The sequence below is a fragment of the Sinorhizobium arboris LMG 14919 genome, assembly GCF_000427465.1.
Taxonomy (GTDB): domain Bacteria; phylum Pseudomonadota; class Alphaproteobacteria; order Rhizobiales; family Rhizobiaceae; genus Sinorhizobium; species Sinorhizobium arboris.
Map to the genome: position 1 here is coordinate 1088769 of NZ_ATYB01000014.1, position 14365 is coordinate 1103133.

Sequence of the window (14365 nt, forward strand, 5' to 3'; positions counted from 1 at the left end):
ATCGATGATGACCGCGGCGACGGACGAGCAAGTGCAGGCTGCCGCTCCATCCAGCATATCTTCCGGCCGTCCCTTTTCCGCCTTCGAGCGTATGGTCGCCTGGCGCTACCTGCGTTCGCGGCGGAAGGAAGCCTTCATCTCGGTCATCGCCGGCTTCTCCTTCATAGGGATCATGCTTGGGGTGGGAACGCTGATCATCGTCATGGCGGTGATGAACGGCTTCCGCACCGAGCTCATATCGCGCATTCTCGGAATGAACGGCCACATGATCGTCCAGCCCCTGGACGGCCCGCTCACCAATTATGCCGATCTCGCCACCAAATTCTCCGCCGTTCCGGGCGTGACCATGGCCATTCCGATCGTCGAGGGCCAGGTTCTCGCCCAAGGCTTGGGCGATGCGTCGACGGGTGCGCTCGTTCGCGGGATACGCGCCGACGACCTCACCAAGCTGAAGTCGATCTCGGAGCATATTCAGTCCGGCGACCTCGTCGGCTTCGCCTCGGGCAGCGGCGTCGCCATCGGCTCACGCATGGCCGAGCAGCTGGGAATCCGGGTGGGGGGGACGATCACGCTCACCTCGCCGAACGGCGACGTCACGCCGATGGGCATGAATCCGAGGGTCAAGGCCTATACCGTCTCGGCCATCTTCGAAATGGGCATGTCGGAGTACGACGCGACCATCATCTTCATGCCGCTCGAGGAAGCGCAGCTCTATTTCAACGCTGAGGGCCTCGTCCAATCGATCGAGATCTTCGCCGAACGTCCGGACGCGGTCGACGAGCTTCGCAAGCCGGTGGAGGACGCCGCCGAGCGGCAGATCTTCATTACTGACTGGCGCGAACGCAACAGGACGTTCTTCTCCGCGCTCGAGGTGGAGCGGAACGTCATGTTCATGATCCTGACGCTGATCGTGCTGGTCGCAGCGCTGAACATCATCTCCGGCCTGATCATGCTGGTGAAGGACAAGGGCAGCGATATCGCGATTCTCAGGACGATGGGCGCGACCTCCGGTTCGGTGATGCGCATCTTCTTCATGACCGGCGCCGCAATCGGCGTCACCGGAACCATCGCCGGCGTCGTCCTCGGCGTCGTCGTCTGCCTCAACATCGAGTCGATCCGCCAGTTCTTCTCCTGGGTGTCCGGCGCCACGCTCTTCGATCCGGAGCTCTATTTCCTCAGCCAGCTTCCGGCCGACATGAATGCCGACGAGACCGTCACCGTCGTCGTCATGGCGCTTGCGCTTTCCTTCCTTGCCACGATCTTCCCGGCCTGGCGCGCCTCGCGCCTCGATCCGGTGCAGGCCCTGCGGTACGAATAACAAGGACAACAGCTTAAATGAATGCGCGCGTGGCACTGCAGCTCTCCGGCATCGAGCGGCATTATGGCGAGGGCGACACGTTCCTGCCGATCCTCAAGGGAGCCGACCTGACGTTGCGAAGCGGTGAGACGGTCGCCCTCGTGGCGCCGTCCGGTACGGGAAAGTCGACATTGCTTCATATCGCCGGGCTGCTCGAACATCCGGATGAGGGCGAGGTGCTCGTGAACGGTACCTCCTGCAACGGGCTCAGCGACGACCGGCGCACGGCAATCCGCCGCAACGAGATCGGCTTCGTCTACCAGTTCCACCATCTCCTGCCGGAATTCTCGGCGCTGGAGAACATCATGATGCCGCAGCTGATCGCCGGACTGCCCAAGGCCGAAGCGGCGGAGCGGGCATCGGCCCTTCTGGACTATATGCGCATCGGCCACCGTGCCAGCCACCGCCCGGCCGAGCTTTCCGGCGGAGAGCAGCAGCGCGTCGCAATCGCCCGGGCGGTCGCCAATGCGCCGCTCATCCTCCTGGCGGACGAGCCGACCGGCAATCTCGATCCCGAGACGGCCGGCTATGTGTTCGAGGCGCTGGAAGCTCTGGCGCGCCAGTCGGGGCTCGCGGCGCTGATCGCCACCCACAATCACGAACTCGCTTCGCTGATGGATCGCCGCGTGACGATCGACGACGGCAGGGTGGTCGAACTGAGATAGAGCATTTCCGCTTTTCTCGAATCGCGGAAACGCCCTATTCGCATTTCCCGACGGAACCGCTCCGCGCCTTTCCTGGAATGGCGCTGCTTCGTCCGCCGCAGCGCGCGATACAGCCTCGGCCTGAACCAGACCAGTGCTCACCGCACGGGCCTGCCATCCCGACATGTCGTTCGGCGGGCGCCGCCCGCCCGCAAAGCCTGCGCGATGTGCGGGGCCGTCGGGGCGCGCGTTAACCATAGCCAGTGAATAGCGGGTCTTCCATGCAGTCTTCCTTGACTATCGAACAGAAATGGAACAAAAAGAGAACAATAGCGGAAAGGAGACAAGTTATGGCTGATTTCATACGTGATCTTGCTGCCTTCGCCTCGATGAGCCTTTTCATCGCGAGCATTTCTGTAATCGCTCTCGGCTTGTGACCGACACTCAATCGACGTCCCCCGCGTCCTATGCATGTGCAGCAAGAAGCACCAACGCGGGGGCAAAAACCCCTTCATGCCGCCCTTGAGACTGGACAGCCGGGACGGGAAACGGGATATCCTCGACGCCGGACGAGAATCGGAGTGCGGCGATGACAGGCAACCAGGGTAACGGACAGGGCACAGGGGCAGCGGATCCGCAGTTTGTTCACCTGCGCGTGCATTCCGCCTATTCGTTGCTGGAAGGCGCCTTGCCCCTGAAGAAGATCATCGGCAAGGCGGTCGCCGACGATCAGCCGGCGATCGGCATAGCCGACACCAACAACCTCTTCGCGGCGCTCGAATTCTCGCAGAAGGCCGCCGGCGACGGACTGCAGCCGATCATCGGCTGCCAACTCTCGATCGACATGGAGGACGAGGCGGAAGGCGAGCGGCGCGGGCACGCGCATCAATTCGTGAAGCTTCCCTCGATCGTGCTGATCGCGGCGACCGATGACGGTTACGCCCGCCTCGTAGAGCTCGTTAGCCGCGCCTATCTTGCAGGCGAGGGCCATCAGCAGGTGCGGATAAGCCGCTCCTGGCTCGCTGCAGGCAGTACATCCGGCCTGATCGCCCTCACGGGTGCGGGGGCGGGCCCTGTCGACATGGCACTGAAGTCGGGCTCGCCTGCTCAGGCAGAGGCGCGCCTGAAAGCCTTGATCGAGCTTTTCGGCGATCGTCTCTATGTCGAGCTGCAGCGGCACGGGAACTACGACCGGCGTCACGAAAGCCGCATGATCGACCTTGCCTACCGGTTCGACGTTCCGCTCGTCGCCACCAACGAGGCGTTTTTCCCGTCGCCTTCCGACTACGATGCCCACGATGCGCTGATGGCCGTCGCCCACAATGCGATGGTCTCCGACGACAGCCGTTTCCGTCTGACCCCGGACCACTATTTGAAGAGCCGAAAGGAGATGGCAGCGCTTTTCGCGGACCTGCCCGAGGCCTTGGAGAACACGATCGAGATCGCGCGGCGCTGCTCGTTCATGTTGAAGACCCGCGGGCCGATCCTGCCGCGCTTTACCGGCGCTTCGGATGATCCGGAGGAGGCCGAACGCGCCGAGGCGGCGGAACTGCGCCGGCAGGCGGAGGAGGGGCTGGAGGGCCGCCTCGCCAAGCTTGGCATGGCGCCCGGCTACAAGGAGGAAGACTACCGGGAGCGGCTGGCTTTCGAACTCGGCGTTATCGAGCGGATGAAGTTTCCGGGCTACTTCCTCATCGTTGCGGACTTCATCAAATGGGCCAAGCAGCATGACATCCCCGTCGGGCCGGGCCGCGGCTCGGGCGCCGGCTCACTTGTTGCCTATGCCCTGACGATCACGGACGTCGATCCGATGCGCTTCTCGCTGCTGTTCGAGCGCTTCCTCAACCCGGAACGCGTCTCGATGCCCGATTTCGACATCGACTTCTGCCAGGACCGGCGCGAGGAGGTCATCCGTTACGTGCAGCAGAAATACGGGCGTGAGCAGGTGGCGCAGATCATCACCTTCGGATCGCTGCAGGCGCGAGCGGCACTGCGCGATGTCGGCCGTGTCCTGGAAATGCCCTATGGGCAGGTCGACAAGATCTGCAAGCTTGTGCCGAACAATCCCGCCAACCCGACGCCGCTTTCCAAGGCGGTCGAGGAGGAACCGCGCCTGCAGGAAGAGGCGGAGAAGGAGCCGGTCGTCGCCCGCCTCCTCGACATTGCTCAGAAGATCGAAGGGCTTTACCGCCACGCTTCGACGCATGCGGCCGGCATCGTCATCGGCGACCGGCCGCTCTCGCAGCTTGTGCCGATGTACCGCGATCCGCGCTCCGACATGCCGGTGACCCAGTTCAACATGAAATGGGTCGAGCAGGCAGGTCTCGTAAAGTTCGATTTCCTTGGCCTGAAGACGCTGACGGTCCTGAAGACGGCCGTCGACTTTGTCGCAAAGCGCGGCATTCATATCGATCTCGCAAGCATTCCGCTCGACGACCCGAAGACCTACGAGACCCTTTCGCGCGGCGAGACGGTCGGCGTGTTCCAGGTGGAAAGTGCCGGCATGCGCAAGGCCCTGATCGGCATGCGTCCGGACTGCATAGAGGACATCATCGCGCTCGTGGCGCTCTATCGCCCGGGACCGATGGAGAACATCCCGGTCTACAACGCTCGCAAGCATGGCGAGGAAGAGATCGAATCTATCCATCCGAAGATCGATTATCTGCTCAAGGAGACACAGGGCGTCATTGTCTACCAGGAGCAGGTGATGCAGATCGCCCAGGTGCTCTCGGGCTACTCCCTCGGCGAAGCCGACCTCCTGCGCCGCGCCATGGGCAAGAAGATCAAGGAGGAGATGGACAAGCAACGCGCCCGCTTCGTTGATGGTGCCGTCAAGAATGGCGTCTCCAAGCCGCAGGCCGATCTGATCTTCGATCTTCTCGCCAAGTTCGCCAATTACGGCTTCAACAAGTCGCATGCGGCTGCCTACGCCATCGTCTCCTACCAGACCGCCTATATGAAGGCGCATTATCCGGTCGAGTTCCTCGCGGCGTCGATGACGCTCGACATGTCGAACACGGAAAAGATCAACGATTTTCGCCAGGACGCGATGCGCCTCGGCATTCAGGTGATCGCGCCATCGGTTCAGACCTCACACCGCCATTTCGAAACCGGCGACAACCGCATCTATTACTCGCTCGCCGCTCTGAAGGGCGTCGGCGAGTCGGCCGTCGACCACATCGTCGCGGTACGTGGTGACAGCCCCTTTGCAAGTCTCGAGGATTTCTGCCTTAGGATCGATCCGAAGCTTTTGAACCGGCGCGTCTTCGAGAGTCTCATCGCCGCCGGTGCCTTCGACTGCTTCGGCTACGACCGGGCGGAACTCATCGGCGGCCTTGACCGAATCCTCGGTTTTGCGCAGCGCGCCCAGGAAAACAAAGTGAGCGGCCAGAGCGACATGTTCGGCGCCGGCGCTGCGACGGGGCCCGAGAAGATCGCACTGCCGTCCTATACGCCGTGGCTCGCCTCGGAGAAGCTGCATCGCGAGTTCCAGGTGCTGGGCTTCTATCTGTCCGCCCATCCGCTCGACACCTACAACAATCTCCTGGCGAAGATGCGCGTGCAGACATTCGCCGATTTTTCGGGCGCCGTGAAGAAGGGAGCGACCGCCGGCCGCCTCGCCGGGACGGTCACGTCGAAGCAGGAGCGCAAGACGCGCACCGGCAACAAGATGGGGATCGTCGCCTTTTCGGACGCGTCTGGCCAGTTCGAGGCCGTCCTGTTCTCCGAAATGCTGAACCAGTATCGCGATCTTCTGGAGCCCGGCAAATCGCTGGTGATGACGGTCGACGCCGAAGAGCGGCCGGAAGGTATCGGGCTGCGTATCCGCACCCTGCGTTCCCTGGAAGAGGAATCGCTGCAGATGCAAAAGGCGCTGCGGGTCTATGTGCGCGACTGCGGGCCGCTGCGCTCCATCGCCTCGCATCTGAACGCCAGGGGTGACGGCCTGGTTTCCTTTATTGTCATCAAGGACAATGGGCAGCGGGAGATCGAAGTCGAACTCAACGAGAAATACCGCATCTCCCCCGAGATCGCCGCAGCTCTTCGCTCGGCACCCGGGGTCGTTGACGTCGAGCTGGTATAGAGCACTTTTTGGAAAAGGGCTCGCTGCGGCTCTCCTTCTCCCCGCTCGCGGAGAGAAGATTTCGACAGGGGAATAACAGGCAAACCGAGGTGCGGAAATCACCCCATTCCCTCATCTGCGCGGCTCCCTCGTAACGGTGATGAAATCCGTTCCCTTGCCCGTCTCCAGTCCCGCCTCGGCATCGGTGATCGAGAGCGACGAGCCGTTGGCAAGGAGGCTGGCGATGCGCTCGCGGACGTCTTTGGGTACGGTGATGCGGCTCAGTGTCCGCTCGAGCGAGCCGAACCCGGCAGACTCTCTCTCGGCCGTGATGCCGAGACGCTTCTTCGTCGCTTTCGGCAGATCGTTATCCAGCGACATGCCGAACCACTTGCCCCGTCCTGTTTTCGTGTCGAGGTCCTGGAACTGCAGCAAATGCGTTCCAAGCGCCGCCTCCGGGTCTGCGATCACGACTTCGGACTCGAAAAGCGGCTCGAATTGCCGGCGCACGCGCAGCACGCCATTGGACGGCATGCTGCGGCCGGCCCTGCGATAGACCGTGTCGATCAGTTCCGGCGTTATCCTGCCTTCGACGGGCAGTCCTTCGGCCCTTTGAAACGCCTCGATCGCGGCGGCCGTCGACGGACCGTTGAAACCATCCGGCGGGCCGGCAGCGTAGCCGAGCATGTTGAGGAGCGTCTGGAGGTCGCGCACCATCTCTTGCGTGCCGCGACGGGTAATCAGGATGCGTATCGGGGCCTTCTCGTCTTCGGAGGTAACGGGCAGGGGGCGCCTTTCGGTCATTGCCACTTCGACTGCGCTCTGGTTGAGCTCTCCGATTGCCGGCCGCAGGGGGACGTCCGACAGGGCCGGCCCATGCCGCCGCGATTCGTTCGGCTGGAACAGCGTCTCGCTCGCGACCTCGACGGGCGCGATCTGCCGGTCCGATATCACCACATGCATGCCGTAGCCCGTCATCTTGAAGAGGCTCGCCGCGAATTTGGTAGGCAGCCGCACGCAACCGTGCGAAGCGGGGTAACCCGGCACATGATTTGAGCCGTGCAGTGCGATGCCGGACCAGGTGAGCCGCTGCATGAAAGGCATAGGCGCGTTCGAGTAGATGTTCGACTCGTGGCGCCGGCGCTTCTCGATTATCGAAAAGATGCCCGTCGGCGTCGCGTGTCCGGATTTGCCGGTGGACACTTTCGACGTGGCAACGACCGCGTCGCCATTATAGACGACGAGGGATTGCTGCTCCCTCGACACGACGATCTGCAACGGTGCCTTGGCGCCGGCCGCAAGCGCGGAAGGCGACGCCATGACGAAAACCGCAAATCCCATCCGGAGAGCGAAACGCAACACTTACCCTCGTTCAGACAATGGCTGCACCGCAAGCACGGTGCCGTGCAACGAGGTTATCGTTCAATATTTAAGGAATTGCCCCATGCGGGACGGGAGGCCATCCGGCGCGCAGAGGTTTACGAATTCTACCGGTCGCGTCGCCGCTGGCCGAAGGTATAGCCGGTCTCGACGCTCGTCTTGCCGAATTTGTCGCGCAGCCTGTTGACCGCGTCTTCGGCGGCGGCCCGCCGGGAGGCCAGCGGATCCACCAGATCGGGCGGGTCGGCGAGGTCGGGATCGACCAGATCGCTGACGCCGATCCCGATCAGCCTGTATTTCGTCCCGTCGACCTCCTTCTCCAGCAGTTGCACGCCGGTGCGGAAGATGCGGTCGGCAAGGCGGGTGGGGCTTTCCAGCCGGCGGTTGCGCGTGCGGGTTTTGAAGTCCGCGGTCTTGAGCTTCAGCACCACCGTCTGTCCGGCGAGCGCGGATTTTCGCAAGCGGAACGCCACCTGTTCGCTAAGGCGCCTCAAATGCGCTACGAGATCCTCCTGACGCGTCAGGTCGTCGTTGAAGGTCGTCTCGGAGGAGACGCTCTTCGCTTCGCCTTCGATCTCCACGACTCTTTCGTCCAGGCCGCGCGAAAGCCTGTAGAGCCGCTGGCCCATCGTGCCGTAGCGGCGCATGAGGTCCGGCTCCTCCATCGTCTGGAGTTGCCCGATGGTGCGGATTCCGTCCCTTTCGAGCGTGCCGGCAAAAGTCTTGCCGACGCCCCAGATGAGCGTGACGGGCTTGTCTCTCAGAAAGTCCACGGCTTCAGCTTGGCCGATGATGGAGAAGCCGCGCGGCTTCTGAAGATCAGAGGCGACCTTGGCCAGGAATTTGCAATAGGACAGCCCAACGGAGACCGTGATGCCGATCTCCTTCTCCACCCGCTTGGCGAAGCGGGCAAGCGTCCGGGAGGGCGGATCGTGGTGGAGCCGTTCGGTGCCGCTCAGATCGAGAAAGGCCTCGTCGATCGACAGCGGCTGCACGAGTGGCGTCAACTCCAGCATCATCGCTCTGACCTCGCGGCCGACCCGCACATATTTCTCCATGTCGGGCTTGATCACGACTGCCTGCGGGCACGCTTCGAGCGCCTTGAACATCGGCATTGCGGAGCGCACGCCATGAATGCGGGCTATATAGCAGGCCGTGGAGACAACGCCGCGCTTTCCGCCGCCGATGATGACCGGCTTGTCGGCGAGCTCCGGATTGTCGCGCTTTTCGACCGACGCATAGAAGGCATCGCAGTCGATATGCGCCAGGGTCAACCGGTAGAGCTCGGAATGGCGAAGGAGCCGGGGACTGCCGCAGGAACGGCACCGCCTCGTCTGGACGGCTTGCTCCTCGAGGCAATCACGGCAGAAGCCGGAGGGTGGGACGGCGCTGTCGGTCATATCCGGAACAAATGTTGAACGCGGCGACTTTACGCTCTACGCTGCTGAGTCTCAAGGCGGCGGCTGGAGGCTGTTTTGGATATCGCTGTGAAATTCGAGCGGGCGTCGGCTGGACATTGGGATGCGCTCTTCGCCCCGCGTGAGGCGCTCCGCCGGTCGTGTTGCTCCATGCTGCTGCAGCAGCGTTCCGGCCACGTTCATCAGTCGTCGAACTCGCGCGGTCCGGAGAAGATATGGTGCGCCCGGACGACCTCTTCCGGCGATGTTTGCGTGTCATTGCAGAAGGCCATCAGCGTGGGCTCGTGCTCCATCAGAAATGCAACAAGGCCGCCCATGAAGCCCGGTTCGCCGATCGCGCGACGCAGAGAGGCAGGATCCGTGCCGGTGAGCGCCAGAAAGCGCGACATCAGCTCGGGCTCGTCTGCGAGCCAGGTGAGGATAGCTATCGCCGTATCGTCAGCGCTTTTCATGATATCCGCTCTCTTCCCGGTTGCCGGCAGCAATTACCTATTTTTCAACCAAATCGCGCTAGCCTGGCGATCGATGAAATGGGTCGAGTCGCCGTTCATGCAACCTATATCTCTCCAGCGGGCTTGCAAGGCAGCGGCAGACAACAAGGGATCGACATGCCCAAACAGGTGATGATTGTTGAGGATAACGAGCTGAACATGAAGCTCTTCCGTGACCTGATTGAGGCTTCGGGCTACGCGACGATCCAGACGCGCAACGGCATGGAAGCGCTTGAACTCGCGCGCAAGCACCGGCCGGACCTGATTCTGATGGACATCCAGTTGCCGGAGGTTTCCGGCCTCGAGGTGACGAAATGGCTCAAGGAGGATGACGAGCTGCATGTGATCCCGGTTATTGCCGTCACCGCTTTTGCCATGAAGGGCGATGAGGAGCGCATCCGCCAAGGGGGATGCGAAGCCTATGTTTCCAAACCGATTTCCGTTCCGAAATTCATTGAGACGATCAAAACTTATTTGGGCGATGCCTGACTGCCGGAAAGATCGATATGACTGCGCGGATCCTCGTTGTCGATGACGTACCAGCCAATGTGAAGCTCCTGGAAGCGCGGCTGGTGGCCGAATATTTCGACGTGCTCACGGCGGGGGACGGGCAGGCAGCATTGGCGATATGCGAAAAGACGCCCGTCGACCTCGTCCTGCTCGATATCATGATGCCGGGGATGGACGGTTTCGCAGTCTGCGAAAGGCTGAAGGCGAACAGCCGTACGGCGCATATTCCCGTCGTGATGATAACGGCGCTCGACCAGCCGTCCGATCGTGTGCGCGGGTTGAAGGCCGGTGCGGACGATTTCCTGACCAAGCCGGTCAACGATCTGCAGCTCATGTCGCGCGTGAAGAGCCTCGTGCGCTTGAAGAACGTCAGCGATGAGCTGCGTCTCAGAGCCCAGACGGCCCACACGATCGGGCTGCAGGAACTGACGCGCCCCGACCGGCCGGACGAGCCCGGCAACATCCTCCTGGTCGATGGCCGCGCTTCCTCACAGGAGCGGCTCACGCGCGCTCTGAAGCCGATCGCCGATGTCGCCGTCATATCGGACCCGCAGGCCGCTTTGTTCGAGGCGGCCGAGAGCAGTTTCGATCTGGTGATAGTCAACGCGAACTTCGACGACTACGATCCGCTGCGTCTGTGTTCGCAACTGCGCTCGCTCGAACGAACGCGCTTCATTCCGATCCTGCTCGTCACCGAACAGGGGAAGGACGAGATGATCGTTCGCGCACTCGAACTGGGCGTGACGGACTACATCATGCGCCCCGTCGATCCAAACGAACTGGTCGCCCGGTCGCTCACGCAGATCCGGCGCAAGCACTGCAACGACCGCCTGCGCGCGAGCGTCCAGCAGATGATCGAACTGGCCGTGACCGATGATCTCACGGGCCTCCACAACAGACGCTATCTGGAAAACCATCTGAAGCTCCTGGTCGATCGCGCGACGGCCCGGGGCCGGCCGCTGTCGATCTGCATTACCGATATCGACCGGTTCAAGCGTGTGAACGATACCTTTGGCCATGACGCCGGCGACGAGGTGCTGCGGGAATTCGCCAACCGCATTCGAGCGACGGTGCGCGGAGCGGACCTTGCCTGCCGTTTCGGCGGAGAGGAGTTCGTCGTCGTCATGCCGGATACGACGCCCGAGATGGCGGCCATCGTTGCGGAGAGGCTTCGACTGGCGGTTGAAAGCCGTGGATTCGACATTCCGCAGGCCGCGGCGGTCCTGAGCGTCACGGCGTCGTTCGGCATAGCGAGCCTGAGGCCGGAGGGTGATACGGCCGAGGCCTTGCTGAAACGGGCCGACATGGCGCTTTATCAGGCGAAGAACGGCGGACGGAATCGGGTGGTCGCTGCCGCGGCCTGATCCGCCGTAGGCCGATGCCTCATGAGCCGCCTCGCGGAGCCGTCGGGAAGGATCTTGCCTGTTGCGCCCTGGGTTGTATTCTCCCTGGCGTAGCCGGTGCCAGGACGCGGCACATCCGCGGGCCGCCGGCCCGGAGACTGTCCGAATCTGATACAGAATTAACCAAACGCCGAGCAATCCTGTGTCGCGATTAAGAATTCATTGATTTTTTTTTAGTTTCAGGCAATGCTGATAAGCGAGGAAGGAAACTTCCACAGCAATCGGTTACCCCATGATGCTCAGGTCCGCCGCATCTCCTGGGTCGTGGGGTCGGTCGGCTGGCCTCGGATTCGCGGATTCCTCGTGCCGCAGCCGGAACCAGCCGACCCCCATTCGAAAGCGCCGCTTCGAAGGAGGCGGCGTTTTCTTTTGCCCGATCCGTTCAGGATCAGCTGCAGGAAAACGCGCAAAGAAAAAGCGCCGGCCCGGGGGGCGGCGCTCCTCGACCGAAGAAAGCGGCGATCTTACTTGATCTTGGCTTCCTTGAATTCGACGTGCTTCTTTGCGATCGGATCGTATTTCGTCTTCGTCATCTTATCCGTCATCGTGCGGCTGTTCTTCGTGGTGACGTAGAAGTAACCCGTGTCGGCCGTCGACAGCAGCTTGATCTTGATGGTGGTAGCTTTCGCCATGGTCGTCCTGCCTTTATGAAAAAATGAAAGCCGTGGACAACCGGTTGCGGGCCACGGTCAAGGTTGGCGCGAAACTACAAATCGCGACCGAAAAGTCAAGACCGTTTTGGTTTCAAAACGATGCGGACCAGGGAAAGTACGACATAAAGCCCGAAGAAGCCTGCGATTGCCCAGGCGAAGCCGTTATTGCCCGTCACGTCCATTGCCGCGCCGATCACCTGCGGCCCGGCCACAGTGCCGACGGCGTAGGAGAACACGAAGGCGGCATTTGCGGCGGCGAGGTCGGCTCCCTGAAGGCGGGAGCCGAGGTGGCTGAGGCCGACCGTATAGAGACCTGAGACGCACCCGCCCCAAAACAGAAGCACAAGCGCCATCAGAAACCAATTTTCGACCAGCATCGGCAGGAACAGAGCGCCTATGAGGCCGATCAGCGTCAGAGCAGACAGGATCGTACGGCGGTCCTTCACGCGGTCGGAAAGCATGCCGAGCGGGATCTGGAAGATGAAATTGCCGATACCCATGACCGTCAGCAGCAGGGCTGCCTGCGATTCGCTGAAACCCGCTCGTGTCCCGAAGATTGGAAACAGGGAGAGCCCGCCATATTCGACCGCGCCGAAAATAAAGACGGCGGCCGTCGCGGTCGGCACCAGCAGGACATAACGCATGAAATGGCGTTTGGGCTTTTCGTTAAGTAGCGGACTTTCATTGCGCGCGAGAAAGATCGGGATCGCCGAAAGGAGTATGACGCCCGCGCCGACGGCGAAGGGCAGGAGGCCTTCGCTGCCCAGGATCGAAAAGAGCAGGGGACCGCTCGCAAAGCCGAGCGAGAGCACGGTTCCGTAGATCCCGAGTACGAAGCCGCGCCGGTTGGGCGGCGCGGTGGCGTTGATCCAGAACTCCGAAAGAATGAAAAGGACCGTGATTGCGCCGTGAAAGACGATGCGCAGGGGAAACCAGAGCCAGAAATTCGTGAGATAGTAGAACCCGAGCGAACTCGCCGCCGCAAACATGATAGCCAGAAGCATGGTCGGAGCGACGCCGTGGCGATGGGCGAATTTCATTGTGAATGGCGCGGCGGCCATCGATGCCAGACCGGCCATGGCGGCGTTCAGCCCGTTCAGCGTGGGCGCGATGCCGCGCTTCTCCATGATAACGCTCAGCAGCGGGAGGCCCAAACCGATCGCGATGCCGACGGCGGTGATCGACGCAAGCGCCGCGATCAATGAAGGCCAGTGGATTTCGTCAACCGGTGCTGACGTACCGGGCGGCGGCTTCGACATGCGACAGGGCCCTCAGAGAAGCGTGCGATGAAAGCGCCCATGGCGCGTAAAGTAAAACGGAACGGTTCTTTCAGGAGGAAGCGAAGGCTCCGATTCGAGGCCGGTTCTCAGATCCGAGAGAATGATCGCGGTGATCTCCGGGACGCGAAGCGAGGAAAAGTCGTTCACATCGATCCATTGCAAATCCTGAAGTTCCTGGCTTTCCAGCACCAGTGAGGGATCGATCTCCGCCTCGTCCGCGAAAACGGCAAAGAACCGGGTGTCAAATCGCCTCGGCAGTCCCGGAGGAGTAATGGCCCGAGCCATATAGCGCAAGTTGGAAAGATCGGGAAGAAAAGGGAGCGCCGCCTCTTGCCGCTTATGCGCCCGTCCGAGACTGACGCCGGCTTCTTCGTAAAGTTCCCGCGCGGCCGCAAGCGCGAGCGCCCGCGCGCGTGCCTCCGTGATCGCGCGCCCTTCGTTCTCCCTGAGCGACCGCAGAACCGCCGGATGAAGATCCCCGGCAAATTTCAGGCGATGATCGCCGGGATCGCGGCGGCCACCCGGAAACACGTACAGGTCCGGCATGAAAACATGGGCGCTGTGACGTTTGCCCATCAACACGCGAACGTGCCTGCCCGATCTGTCGAGAAGCATGATGGAGGCCGCGTCGCGCGTCCTGACCGTCGGATGATTGTCCGCTTCGGCCTGGACTGCGGAAGCGCGGCCGCCAAGCGGCTCCGGTGTCATGCCGAAGGCTCTCGCGGCGGAAGGATGTCTTCGGGCTGGGCGTCGTGACCGCCGAAGCCGTGCATTCTCAAGGCCCATTGCAGCCCGACGACCGCGCCCTTGACCGGCTGCATCAGGGCGAGCGAACTGACAAGCGTCACCGGCGCCCAAATCGCCAGATGCTGCCATGTCGAAAGCGGCAGCACGAGATCCGTCATCATGTAGCCGCCAAGCACGAGGTGGCCGACGATCGTGACGACGATATAGGGCGGGAAGTCGTCGGCTCGGTGATGATCCATGCGCTCGCCGCAGGCATCGCAAGCTTCGACCGATTTGAGAAAGGCGCGGAACAACCGGCCGCGGCCGCAGGCCGGGCAGGTCCCGAAAAGGCCACGCTTGATCGAGCGGCCGACAGGCCTTTCGTCGCCCTGCGCTCCGCCGAGCTGAAGCATGTCTGTCGCGGTTGCCTTCATGTCCAA

General features: G+C 62.1%; 12 protein-coding genes. 5 read left to right on the forward strand and 7 right to left on the reverse strand.

Annotation, left to right across the window (positions count from 1 at the left end; translation table 11 throughout):
- The first annotated feature begins 4 nt into the window (after positions 1-4).
- The 3 genes from SINAR_RS0116330 to dnaE all read left to right on the forward strand — a co-directional run bounded on the left by SINAR_RS0116330 (position 5) and on the right by dnaE (position 6085).
- Positions 5-1318 (forward strand): lipoprotein-releasing ABC transporter permease subunit, encoded by a 1314-nt coding sequence (locus tag SINAR_RS0116330; RefSeq protein WP_028000093.1) that lies wholly within the window; start codon positions 5-7, stop codon positions 1316-1318.
- A 17-nt stretch (positions 1319-1335) separates the two neighbouring features.
- Positions 1336-2022: an ABC transporter ATP-binding protein gene (locus tag SINAR_RS0116335; protein WP_028000094.1), complete on the forward strand. Its 687-nt coding sequence runs from the start codon at positions 1336-1338 to the stop codon at positions 2020-2022.
- 568 nt (positions 2023-2590) lie between these two features.
- Positions 2591-6085: a DNA polymerase III subunit alpha gene (gene dnaE / locus SINAR_RS0116345; RefSeq protein WP_028000095.1), complete on the forward strand. Its 3495-nt coding sequence runs from the start codon at positions 2591-2593 to the stop codon at positions 6083-6085.
- A 111-nt stretch (positions 6086-6196) separates the two neighbouring features.
- Here dnaE and SINAR_RS0116350 read toward each other — a convergent pair whose 3' ends face one another.
- From SINAR_RS0116350 to SINAR_RS0116360, 3 genes are all read right to left on the reverse strand, one after another.
- Positions 6197-7423: a L,D-transpeptidase family protein gene (locus SINAR_RS0116350; RefSeq protein ID WP_028000096.1), complete on the reverse strand. Its 1227-nt coding sequence runs from the start codon at positions 7421-7423 to the stop codon at positions 6197-6199.
- A gap of 128 nt (positions 7424-7551) precedes the next feature.
- Positions 7552-8844, reverse strand: a complete 1293-nt coding sequence (locus SINAR_RS0116355; RefSeq protein ID WP_028000097.1) for a DNA polymerase IV — start codon at positions 8842-8844, stop codon at positions 7552-7554.
- A gap of 200 nt (positions 8845-9044) precedes the next feature.
- Positions 9045-9314 carry a DUF3572 domain-containing protein gene (locus SINAR_RS0116360; RefSeq protein ID WP_028000098.1) on the reverse strand — a complete coding sequence of 90 codons (270 nt, stop codon included), beginning with the start codon at positions 9312-9314 and terminating at the stop codon, positions 9045-9047.
- Between the two features lie 156 nt (positions 9315-9470).
- Between SINAR_RS0116360 and SINAR_RS0116365 the strand changes: the two genes are divergently transcribed.
- Together SINAR_RS0116365 and SINAR_RS0116370 are read left to right on the forward strand one after the other, a co-directional pair.
- Positions 9471-9842 (forward strand): response regulator, encoded by a 372-nt coding sequence (locus tag SINAR_RS0116365; RefSeq protein WP_003537642.1) that lies wholly within the window; start codon positions 9471-9473, stop codon positions 9840-9842.
- Positions 9843-9859: 17 nt separating this feature from the next.
- The gene (locus tag SINAR_RS0116370; RefSeq protein WP_028000099.1) at positions 9860-11227 is read left to right on the forward strand and encodes a PleD family two-component system response regulator; all 1368 of its coding nucleotides are present in this window, start codon (positions 9860-9862) and stop codon (positions 11225-11227) included.
- 503 nt (positions 11228-11730) lie between these two features.
- Here SINAR_RS0116370 and rpmG read toward each other — a convergent pair.
- The 4 genes from rpmG to SINAR_RS0116390 all read right to left on the reverse strand — a co-directional run bounded on the left by rpmG (position 11731) and on the right by SINAR_RS0116390 (position 14359).
- A complete protein-coding gene (gene rpmG, locus SINAR_RS0116375) occupies positions 11731-11898 on the reverse strand; it encodes a 50S ribosomal protein L33 (RefSeq protein WP_028000100.1) in 168 nt (55 codons plus the stop codon).
- A gap of 95 nt (positions 11899-11993) precedes the next feature.
- Positions 11994-13178 carry an MFS transporter gene (locus SINAR_RS0116380; RefSeq protein WP_028000101.1) on the reverse strand — a complete coding sequence of 395 codons (1185 nt, stop codon included), beginning with the start codon at positions 13176-13178 and terminating at the stop codon, positions 11994-11996.
- 12 nt (positions 13179-13190) lie between these two features.
- Positions 13191-13907, reverse strand: a complete 717-nt coding sequence (locus tag SINAR_RS0116385) for an NUDIX hydrolase (RefSeq protein WP_028000102.1) — start codon at positions 13905-13907, stop codon at positions 13191-13193.
- The gene (locus tag SINAR_RS0116390) at positions 13904-14359 is read right to left on the reverse strand and encodes a DUF983 domain-containing protein (RefSeq protein WP_028000103.1); all 456 of its coding nucleotides are present in this window, start codon (positions 14357-14359) and stop codon (positions 13904-13906) included. Before SINAR_RS0116390 ends, SINAR_RS0116385 begins: the two co-directional genes overlap by 4 nt.
- Between the last annotated feature and the right edge of the window lie 6 nt (positions 14360-14365).

Excerpts from the sequence above, each read along its gene's own strand:
- SINAR_RS0116330 (WP_028000093.1), top strand. The coding sequence starts at position 5 with ATGATGACCGCGGCGACGGACGAGCAAGTGCAGGCTGCCGCTCCATCC.
- SINAR_RS0116335 (WP_028000094.1), top strand. The coding sequence starts at position 1,336 with ATGAATGCGCGCGTGGCACTGCAGCTCTCCGGCATCGAGCGGCATTAT.
- dnaE (WP_028000095.1), top strand. The coding sequence starts at position 2,591 with ATGACAGGCAACCAGGGTAACGGACAGGGCACAGGGGCAGCGGATCCG.
- SINAR_RS0116355 (WP_028000097.1), bottom strand. The coding sequence starts at position 8,844 with ATGACCGACAGCGCCGTCCCACCCTCCGGCTTCTGCCGTGATTGCCTC.
- SINAR_RS0116360 (WP_028000098.1), bottom strand. The coding sequence starts at position 9,314 with ATGAAAAGCGCTGACGATACGGCGATAGCTATCCTCACCTGGCTCGCA.
- SINAR_RS0116365 (WP_003537642.1), top strand. The coding sequence starts at position 9,471 with ATGCCCAAACAGGTGATGATTGTTGAGGATAACGAGCTGAACATGAAG.
- SINAR_RS0116370 (WP_028000099.1), top strand. The coding sequence starts at position 9,860 with ATGACTGCGCGGATCCTCGTTGTCGATGACGTACCAGCCAATGTGAAG.
- rpmG (WP_028000100.1), bottom strand. The coding sequence starts at position 11,898 with ATGGCGAAAGCTACCACCATCAAGATCAAGCTGCTGTCGACGGCCGAC.
- SINAR_RS0116380 (WP_028000101.1), bottom strand. The coding sequence starts at position 13,178 with ATGTCGAAGCCGCCGCCCGGTACGTCAGCACCGGTTGACGAAATCCAC.
- SINAR_RS0116385 (WP_028000102.1), bottom strand. The coding sequence starts at position 13,907 with ATGACACCGGAGCCGCTTGGCGGCCGCGCTTCCGCAGTCCAGGCCGAA.
- SINAR_RS0116390 (WP_028000103.1), bottom strand. The coding sequence starts at position 14,359 with ATGAAGGCAACCGCGACAGACATGCTTCAGCTCGGCGGAGCGCAGGGC.